Source organism: Kitasatospora sp. NPDC057015, assembly GCF_042673745.1.
Taxonomy (GTDB): domain Bacteria; phylum Actinomycetota; class Actinomycetes; order Streptomycetales; family Streptomycetaceae; genus Kitasatospora.
In genome coordinates, this window is record NZ_JBHUSG010000050.1 from 44,117 (window position 1) to 51,363 (window position 7,247).

The window sequence follows — 7,247 nt, forward strand, 5'->3', positions numbered from 1 at the left end:
AGCTACGGGAGGTTCGCCCGCCGTGTTCGATTCGTCCGTGCTCACCTGGTCCGCCGCGCAGGCGCAGACCCTGCACGCACAGGTCCAGAACCTCGCCGGCCCGGCGGTCGCGGGCCCGATCGGCCACGGCTCGCTGGCGGTGAACCTGCTCGACGCGTCCTCGCTGCTGGCCGCCTTCGGCGCCCTCGGTGTCGCCGTCATCCTGTTCGCCGAGACCGGCCTGCTCGTCGGGTTCTTCCTGCCCGGCGACTCGCTGCTCTTCACGGCCGGCCTGCTCTGCGTCCCCGGGGCCACCGACGGCCCTCAGCTCCAGCTCTACCAGGTGCTGCCGGCCGCGGTGATCGGAGCACTGGTGGGCGCCCACGTCGGCTACCTGATCGGCCGGCGCGGCGGCCACGCCCTGCTGCGGCGTTCGAACAACAAGAGCCTCCACCACGGCGTCGAACGCGCCGAGGAACTGCTCTCCAAGTACGGGTACGGCAAGGCGATCGTGCTGGCCCGCTTCATCCCGGTGGTGCGCACGGTGCTCAACCCGCTCTGCGGCGTCCTGGACGTGCCGCTGCGCACCTTCACCTTCTGGCAGGTCGTCGGCGGCACGCTGTGGGCCGTCGGGGTGACGATGGCGGGTTACGCACTCGGATCCTCCGTGCCCAATATCGACCGTTATCTGCTACCGATCATCGGTCTGGTAGTAGTTGTCTCTGTGATTCCCCTTGCTCTCGAATTGTTCCGCGCCCGCAGGGGCCGCCGGGGCGGAGGCGATGCATGACGGCCGCCCCGCCCGCCGGCGTCGCCGGACCGCTCCACGCACTGCTCGCCTACGACGGCAGCGGCATCGACGGAGGCCTCTACACCCGGGTCGTCGGCTGGGCCGACGCCGCCCCGCGCTGGCTGGACCAGCTGGTCACGGTGTGGTCGGCCGTCGGCCTCGGGCTCTTCGCCGTCCTCATGCTCCACGCCTGGTGGCGGGCGCGCGCCGCCGACTCCGCGGTGCTCGCCCGGGTGCTGGCCTCGCCGTTGATCGTGATCACGGCGTACCTCCTCGACTCGCTGTTCAAGAGCCTGGTCGAGGAGGTCAGACCGTGCGCGCAGATCGCCGGCACGATCACCCTGGAGACCTGCCCCGGGGTCGGTGACTGGTCGTTCCCCAGCAACCACACGGTGATCGCCTTCGCGGCCGCCGCCGCGCTCTGGTTCGCCTTCCGCGGGCTCGGCCTGACCGCCCTGGCCTGGACCGGGTGGATCGCGGCCGCCCTGATGGGCCTGTCCCGGGTGTGGGTGGGCGTGCACTACCCGCACGACGTCCTGGTCGGCGCCCTGGTCGGGACGGCGATCGGCGTCCCGCTGGCGATCGCGGCCGGTCGCGCCGCCCCGCTCGTGGACCGCGCCCGCAGCGGGTCGCTCGGCGCGGTGCTGGGCGCCGGGCCGGTCGGGCCCGACGGATCGGACGGGCCGCACGAGCCGGACGGGCCGGGAGCGCCCGGCCAGGAGCCGGCGCGGACACCGGCGCGCTGACCCCCGCGGACGGCCGCCGCTCTTGTGCGGCCGGGCCGCGCGGCGGGAGCATGTGAGCCGGGTGAGGCCCCCGAAGCCGGGGGCCGCGCCCGGCTCCGTCGTTCCCGGCCGCCGCCGTCCCCGGCTGCCGTCGGGGCCCCGGGCCCGTGTGCCGTGGCCGGCCCGGGCGGCCCGGGGCGGTAGGTCCAGCTGTCGTTCCAGCGGAGGGATGCGCCATGCCGTACCGGCTCGACGTCACACAGGGCGACTGGCCCGCCGAGGAGTTCCGCAAGGGTGTCGAGGGCATCCTGGCCGAGAGCATGGTGCTCACGCTGGCCACCTCCGGCCCCGAGCGCGGGCCGCACGCCAACCTCGCCTTCTTCGCCCACGACGACGACCTGGTCCTCTACTTCGTCAGCGAGCGCTCCACCCGGCACAGCCGCCACCTCGCCGAGGAGGCCAGAGCCGCCGCCACCGTCTTCCTGCCGCCGCCGGTGTTCGGCGAGCAGCTGCGGGGCGTCCAGCTGTCCGGCGCCGCGTGCGAGGCCTGGGGGCGGCAGGCGGAGGCGGCCCTCGCCGCCTACCAGGGCCGCTACCCCGCCTTCGCCCGGGACCCGGACGTCCGGGAGCAGTTCCTGAGCGGCGGGGGTGCGGCGGCGCTCTACCGGTTCCAGGTGGAGGAGCTGACGGCGGTGGACGAGCCGCACTTCGGCCGGCGGAACTACCTGCGGGCGACCGTCCTGCGCTGAGCCACCCCACGGGTGTGTTGTCTGTACAACTTTTTGGGCTCATTCACCTGCGCGCCGCGATTCGGACCCCTCGCGGCCACCTCCAGGCGACAGCCTGGCCGCATGAGAGTCATCGTTGTAGGAGCAGGCGTGCTCGGCACCATGCACGCCTGGCACGCCGTCGAGCGCGGCCACGAGGTCGTTCACCTGGAGCGCGAGGCCGAGGCGCGCGGCGCCTCCGTCCGCAACTTCGGCCTGGTCTGGGTCAGCGGACGCAGCGCCGGCGAGGAACTCGCCACCGCACTGCGCGCCCGCGAACTGTGGGAGCGGATCGGCGAGCGGGTGCCCGGGCTCGGGTTCCGCGCCAACGGCTCGCTCACCGCCGTCCGCACCGAGGCCGAACTCGCCGTCGCCGAACAGGCCCTGACCCTGCCGGACGCCGCCGAGCGCGGCTACCGCCTGCTCGACCCGGAGGAGACCCGGGCCGCCAACCCCGCCCTGCGCGGCAAGCTCCTCGGCGCCCTGTGGTGCGGCCGGGACGCCGCCGTCGAGCCGCGGATCGCCCAACCCGTCCTGCGCGCCGCCCTGCTGGCCACCGGCCGGTACACCTTCCTGCCCGGTCGCGAGGTCCGCGAGGTGATCGGCGAGAACGCCGTCCGCGACGACCACGGTGACGTGCACGGCGGCGACCTGGTGATCCTCTGCACCGGCGCCTGGACCGGCGGCCTGATCCGCGAGCTCGCCCCCGAACTCCCGGTCCGCCGCGTCCGCCTGCAGATGATGCAGACCGACCCGCTGGACGAGCCGCTCACCACCTCCGTCGCCGACGGCGACAGCTTCCGCTACTACCCCGCCTTCGCCGGCAGCGCCCTGGACCAGCTGAAGGCCGCGCAGCCGCAGCCGCCGACCGCCGCCGAGCACAAGATGCAGCTGCTGATGGTCCAGCGCCAGGACGGCGGCCTCACCATCGGCGACACCCACGAGTACGAGCACCCCTTCGCCTTCGATGTCGACGAGGCCCCCTACGAGCACCTCGCCGCCGTGGCGGAGGAGTTGCTCGGCCGGCCGCTGCCGCGGATCCGCCGCCGCTGGGCCGGGGTCTACGCCCAGTGCACCGACACCACCAGGGTCGTCCACCGCGAGCGGCTGCGCGACGGCGTCTGGCTGGTCACCGGCCCCGGCGGGCGCGGCATGACCTGCTCGCCCGCCATCGCCGAGACCACCGCCGACCTCGCCGACCTCTGACCCGTCTCGGTTGCACACCCGTCGGCCGCTGACCGGTCGGCCTCCGACCCGCCGACCGCAGACCCGTCAACCCACGAACGCGCAGACAGCTAAGGAACCTTGAGCATGAGCACCGACATCCGCCTGGTCGTCCTCGACATGGCCGGCACCACCGTCGCCGACGACGGCCTGGTCGAGCGGGCCTTCCGCGCCGCCGCAGCGACCCTCGGCGTCGAAGCCGACAGCCCCGAGCAGCAGCGCATGCTGGAGCACGTCCGGGCCACCATGGGCGAGTCCAAGATCTCGGTCTTCCGGTACCTCTTCGGCGAGGAGGAGAAGGCCCAGCGGGCCAACCTCGCCTTCGAGGCGGCCTACCACGACCTGGTCGACGAGGGGCACTGCGCCGCCCTCCCCGGTGCCGCCGAGGCCATCGCCGAACTGCGCGCACAGGGCCGGAAGGTGGCCCTCACCACCGGCTTCTCCCGCCCCACCCAGGACCGCATCCTCGCCGCCCTGGGCTGGCAGGACATCGCCGACCTCACCCTCTGCCCCGCCGACGCCGGCCGCGGCCGCCCCTACCCCGACATGGTGCTCACGGCGCTGCTGCGCACCGCCACGGACTCCGTCCGGCAGATCGCGGTGGCCGGCGACACCGGGTACGACATGCTCACCGGCACCCGGGCCGGCGCCCCGGTCGTCGCCGGCGTCCTCACCGGCGCGCACACCGAGGACCGCCTGCGGGCCGACGGCGCCACCCACGTGCTGGGCTCGATCGCCGAGCTGCCGAAGCTGCTCGCGGGCTGAGGCCGGTGGCGGGGCCGTCGCCGGCCGGGCGGGGCGGCGACGGCCGGCGGGCGGGGCCGCCGGGGATCCGCCGGGAGCGCCCGAACGGCCGTACCCGCACTGTTCGAAGATCGGCGGATAGTGTTTCTCCCAAGGCGATGTGAGATCGCGTGGGTAACGGGAGAAGAGTTCACAGCATGCGTATGACGAACCGTCGGATAGCCACCGGTGCGGCCGGGGCCGCCCTGGTCCTCGGGAGCCTCCTCGGCGCGGCGCCCACCGCCAGCGCGGACTCCCGGGCCTGCACCTGGGTGTCCTCCGACTACCGCCCGGAGCTCTCGTACGGAGCCCAGGGCGACGCGGTCAAGCAGATCCAGTGTCTGGTCGACTGGAACAGCCGCTGGGGCGGCGCGCTCGCGCAGGACGGCATCTGGGGGCAGAACACCGACTCGGCCGTGCGGTGGGTCCAGTGGTGCAACGGGCTCGTCCAGGACGGCATCGTCGGCCGGAACACCTGGAACAAGCTCTACAACCCGAATTCGGGCTGCGGGTTCTGATCCGGTCGGGGTTCTGAGCCTGCCCGGGTGAACGCGGTGTCCGGTGGCCTCCTCGGCCACCGGACACCGTGGGTCCGCCCCGGAGCTCGGGGCCGAGGCGCCCGTGCACCACCGGACTCACGCGCTGGACGACGGCTCGCCCTCCGTCCGGAGCCGGGCCTCCTCCCGGGCGTGCCAGCCCTCCAGGTGCTCCAGGCACCACCGGCACAGGTGCAGGGGAACCGTCGATTCGGCCACGGTCAGCAGGCCCGTCCCGGCCACCGGCTCCAGCCGGAAGCAGCCGAAGCACCGGCCGGACCCGGGCCCGACGTCGACCGCGACGGGCGTCGCCGGCGGCGTCGGCGTCGTCGTCGGTACGGGAGGCGGGGCCGGTGCGGGCACCGGGCCGGACACCCACGGCGGTGCCGGCGTCGGGATCGGGGCCGGGATCGGGGCCGGGTCCGGGGCCGCCCGGGCCTGCCGGGCGGCGGTACGGCGCAGCACCGGCTCGGACGCCGAGACGCCCACCATCAGCGAGATCCCGAACGCCAGCAGGGCGACCAGCGCGGTGGTGCCCGCCGGCCCGTCCCGGATCGGCCAGGCCGCGCCGAGCGCCACGGCGCCGCTGACGGCGACCACCACGGTCGTGGCGGCCAGCGTGACCAGTGGACGCGGCGGCCTCATGCCTCTCCCGGAGCACCGGAGTTGAGCCGACTGTCCCGGTTCCGCTCGGACAGCTTCGCCCCGAGCGCCCCGGGCGGCCGGTCGATCCAGCCGGGATCGACCTCCCACTCCGCGCCGCCGTACTCCGGCCGCAGGTAGACCGCCTTCCCGATCCGGCCCATGAAGTGGCCGAGTCGTCCGCTCAGCGCGTCGAGCACGAGTTCGCCCACCTGCCGGGGAACGTACGGGACGACCGGCGGGGCGCTGCGCGCGACCGCCGAGGTGACCGGCGGGTACGGGCTGGTGAGCCTGAGGTCGGCCTCGGGGCGGCCTCCGCACCGGGGGCTGCCGCACTCGCACGGGGGAAAGGTTCTGGGCTCCGGCGGTTGTCCGGCCTGGTCACAGTGCTGACCTTCAGTCATGGGTAGCGCTCCGTAGTGGTCGTGTCGCCTTCTGCTATCAATCTTCGGTTCTGCGCTCTACGATCGGAACGAATTTGAATTGACAGTAGGACCTGTTGATTTGGAGGCCCGATGAATCGGCGGGACCTTGATCCCTCGACGTCTCCGCTTGCCGCCTTCGGCGTGCAGCTCCGCAGGTCACGGGAGGCAAGAGGATTGACTCAAAGTCAGCTGGGCGCCCTCGTGAACTACTCCGGGGCCTACGTCTCCTATGTTGAGAGAGCCGAGCGGACTCCGCCCGTACGGTTCGCCAAGCTGGCTGATGCCGCGTTGGAGACGGGCGGCACGCTCGCGCTCATGTGGTGGCATCTGGGTCATGGCTCTCTGATCGACGGGTTTCCGGAGTACGCGACGCGCGAGGCCGAGGCCGTAGGGGTGCAGCTCTTCGAACTCAGTGTCGTGCCAGGGCTCCTCCAGACCGCGTCCTATGCGGCGGCGCTGGTGAACGCGGCGGTTGTGCGCGGTGAGATCACCCAGAGCCAGGCCGACGAGCGACTGGCCTTCCGGCTCGCGCGGCAACGTCTCCTGCATCGCACTCCGGCACCTGTCGTCCATGCGGTCCTCGACGAGAGCTGTCTTCGGCGTACGGTTGGCGGCCCGGGGGTCATGGCCGGTCAGTTGCGTCACTTGGAGCAACTCGCCGGGCGGCCGAACCTGATCCTCCAGGTGGCACCGTTCAACCTGGGTGAGCGGGTGCCGTTCACCCTGCCTGTGACGCTGCTGACGATGCGCAGCAGGGTTCTCTTCGGATACACGGAGACCCTGGCACGTGGCTTTCTGGAGAGCGAAACCGAGGCGGTCGCGGCATGGTCCAAGGACTACGATCGGCTTCAGGTTGAGGCCCTCTCAAGGGCGGATTCCCTGGCTATGGTCCGCGCTGTACGGAAGGAACTGCCCATCATGACCTCCAGCAATGTTGACCTGACCGGCGCTCCCTGGCTCAAGAGCTCGTACAGCAACGGGGGTGGCCAGTGCATCGAGATCGCGCCGGGTTTCCCCGGTGTGATGCCCGTCCGTGACTCCAAGGACCCCGAGGGCCCGGCCCTGGTCTTCCCGGCCGGCGCCTGGCAGGCGTTCGTGGCCGCCGCCGCGCGCGGCGAGTTCGGCGCCGTCTGACCCGGCCGCCCGAGGCTTCCTGGCCAAGTGCTGTCGCAGGCTGATTCCCTCGCGATGATCCGCGCTGTATGGAAGGAACTGCTGTGATGACCGACCATGTGGAGCTGACCGGAGCTGTCTGGCGCAAGTCGAGCCACAGCAACAACGGTGGCCAGTGCATCGAGATCGCGCCGGGTTTCCCCGGTGTGATGCCCGTCCGTGACTCCAAGGACCCCGAGGGCCCGGCCCTGGTCTTCCCGGCG

General features: G+C 72.6%; 10 protein-coding genes. 8 read left to right on the forward strand and 2 right to left on the reverse strand.

Translation table 11 applies throughout. The features are described from left to right. Positions 1-118 precede the first annotated feature (118 nt). The 6 genes from ACFTWP_RS33670 (at position 119) to ACFTWP_RS33695 (ending at position 4,786) form a co-directional block, all read left to right on the forward strand. Positions 119-769 (forward strand): DedA family protein, encoded by a 651-nt coding sequence (locus ACFTWP_RS33670; RefSeq protein WP_380268818.1) that lies wholly within the window; start codon positions 119-121, stop codon positions 767-769. Further along, complete coding sequence (locus tag ACFTWP_RS33675; protein WP_380268784.1) at positions 766-1,515, forward strand: phosphatase PAP2 family protein; 750 nt, start codon at positions 766-768, stop codon at positions 1,513-1,515. The genes ACFTWP_RS33670 and ACFTWP_RS33675 overlap by 4 nt, the downstream gene beginning before the upstream one ends. 215 nt (positions 1,516-1,730) lie before the next feature. Further along, positions 1,731-2,243, forward strand: coding sequence for a pyridoxamine 5'-phosphate oxidase family protein (locus tag ACFTWP_RS33680; RefSeq protein ID WP_380268786.1), 513 nt, complete (start codon positions 1,731-1,733; stop codon positions 2,241-2,243). Positions 2,244-2,345: 102 nt separating this feature from the next. After that, a complete protein-coding gene (locus tag ACFTWP_RS33685) occupies positions 2,346-3,467 on the forward strand; it encodes a TIGR03364 family FAD-dependent oxidoreductase (protein ID WP_380268787.1) in 1,122 nt (373 codons plus the stop codon). A gap of 105 nt (positions 3,468-3,572) precedes the next feature. Next, complete coding sequence (locus tag ACFTWP_RS33690; RefSeq protein WP_380268789.1) at positions 3,573-4,250, forward strand: phosphonatase-like hydrolase; 678 nt, start codon at positions 3,573-3,575, stop codon at positions 4,248-4,250. Between the two features lie 176 nt (positions 4,251-4,426). Next, positions 4,427-4,786 carry a peptidoglycan-binding protein gene (locus ACFTWP_RS33695; RefSeq protein WP_380268790.1) on the forward strand — a complete coding sequence of 120 codons (360 nt, stop codon included), beginning with the start codon at positions 4,427-4,429 and terminating at the stop codon, positions 4,784-4,786. A gap of 117 nt (positions 4,787-4,903) precedes the next feature. Here ACFTWP_RS33695 and ACFTWP_RS33700 read toward each other — a convergent pair whose 3' ends face one another. Together ACFTWP_RS33700 and ACFTWP_RS33705 are read right to left on the reverse strand one after the other, a co-directional pair. Beyond that, the gene (locus tag ACFTWP_RS33700; RefSeq protein WP_380268792.1) at positions 4,904-5,449 is read right to left on the reverse strand and encodes a hypothetical protein; all 546 of its coding nucleotides are present in this window, start codon (positions 5,447-5,449) and stop codon (positions 4,904-4,906) included. Beyond that, on the reverse strand, positions 5,446-5,850 hold the full coding sequence (locus ACFTWP_RS33705) for a hypothetical protein (RefSeq protein ID WP_380268793.1): 405 nt from the start codon (positions 5,848-5,850) through the stop codon (positions 5,446-5,448). The genes ACFTWP_RS33700 and ACFTWP_RS33705 overlap by 4 nt, the downstream gene beginning before the upstream one ends. 111 nt (positions 5,851-5,961) lie before the next feature. Between ACFTWP_RS33705 and ACFTWP_RS33710 the strand changes: the two genes are divergently transcribed. Next, positions 5,962-7,005 (forward strand): Scr1 family TA system antitoxin-like transcriptional regulator, encoded by a 1,044-nt coding sequence (locus ACFTWP_RS33710; RefSeq protein WP_380268794.1) that lies wholly within the window; start codon positions 5,962-5,964, stop codon positions 7,003-7,005. An 86-nt stretch (positions 7,006-7,091) separates the two neighbouring features. Further along, positions 7,092-7,247, forward strand: a 156-nt coding sequence (locus ACFTWP_RS33715) for a DUF397 domain-containing protein (protein ID WP_380268819.1), incomplete at its 3' end; no start/stop codon positions are given.

Bases quoted from the DNA above. Each gene is read 5' to 3' on its own strand.
- ACFTWP_RS33675 (WP_380268784.1), top strand. From the start codon at position 766: ATGACGGCCGCCCCGCCCGCCGGCGTCGCCGGACCGCTCCACGCACTG.
- ACFTWP_RS33700 (WP_380268792.1), bottom strand. From the start codon at position 5,449: ATGAGGCCGCCGCGTCCACTGGTCACGCTGGCCGCCACGACCGTGGTG.
- ACFTWP_RS33690 (WP_380268789.1), top strand. From the start codon at position 3,573: ATGAGCACCGACATCCGCCTGGTCGTCCTCGACATGGCCGGCACCACC.
- ACFTWP_RS33685 (WP_380268787.1), top strand. From the start codon at position 2,346: ATGAGAGTCATCGTTGTAGGAGCAGGCGTGCTCGGCACCATGCACGCC.
- ACFTWP_RS33680 (WP_380268786.1), top strand. From the start codon at position 1,731: ATGCCGTACCGGCTCGACGTCACACAGGGCGACTGGCCCGCCGAGGAG.
- ACFTWP_RS33695 (WP_380268790.1), top strand. From the start codon at position 4,427: ATGCGTATGACGAACCGTCGGATAGCCACCGGTGCGGCCGGGGCCGCC.
- ACFTWP_RS33710 (WP_380268794.1), top strand. From the start codon at position 5,962: ATGAATCGGCGGGACCTTGATCCCTCGACGTCTCCGCTTGCCGCCTTC.
- ACFTWP_RS33705 (WP_380268793.1), bottom strand. From the start codon at position 5,850: ATGACTGAAGGTCAGCACTGTGACCAGGCCGGACAACCGCCGGAGCCC.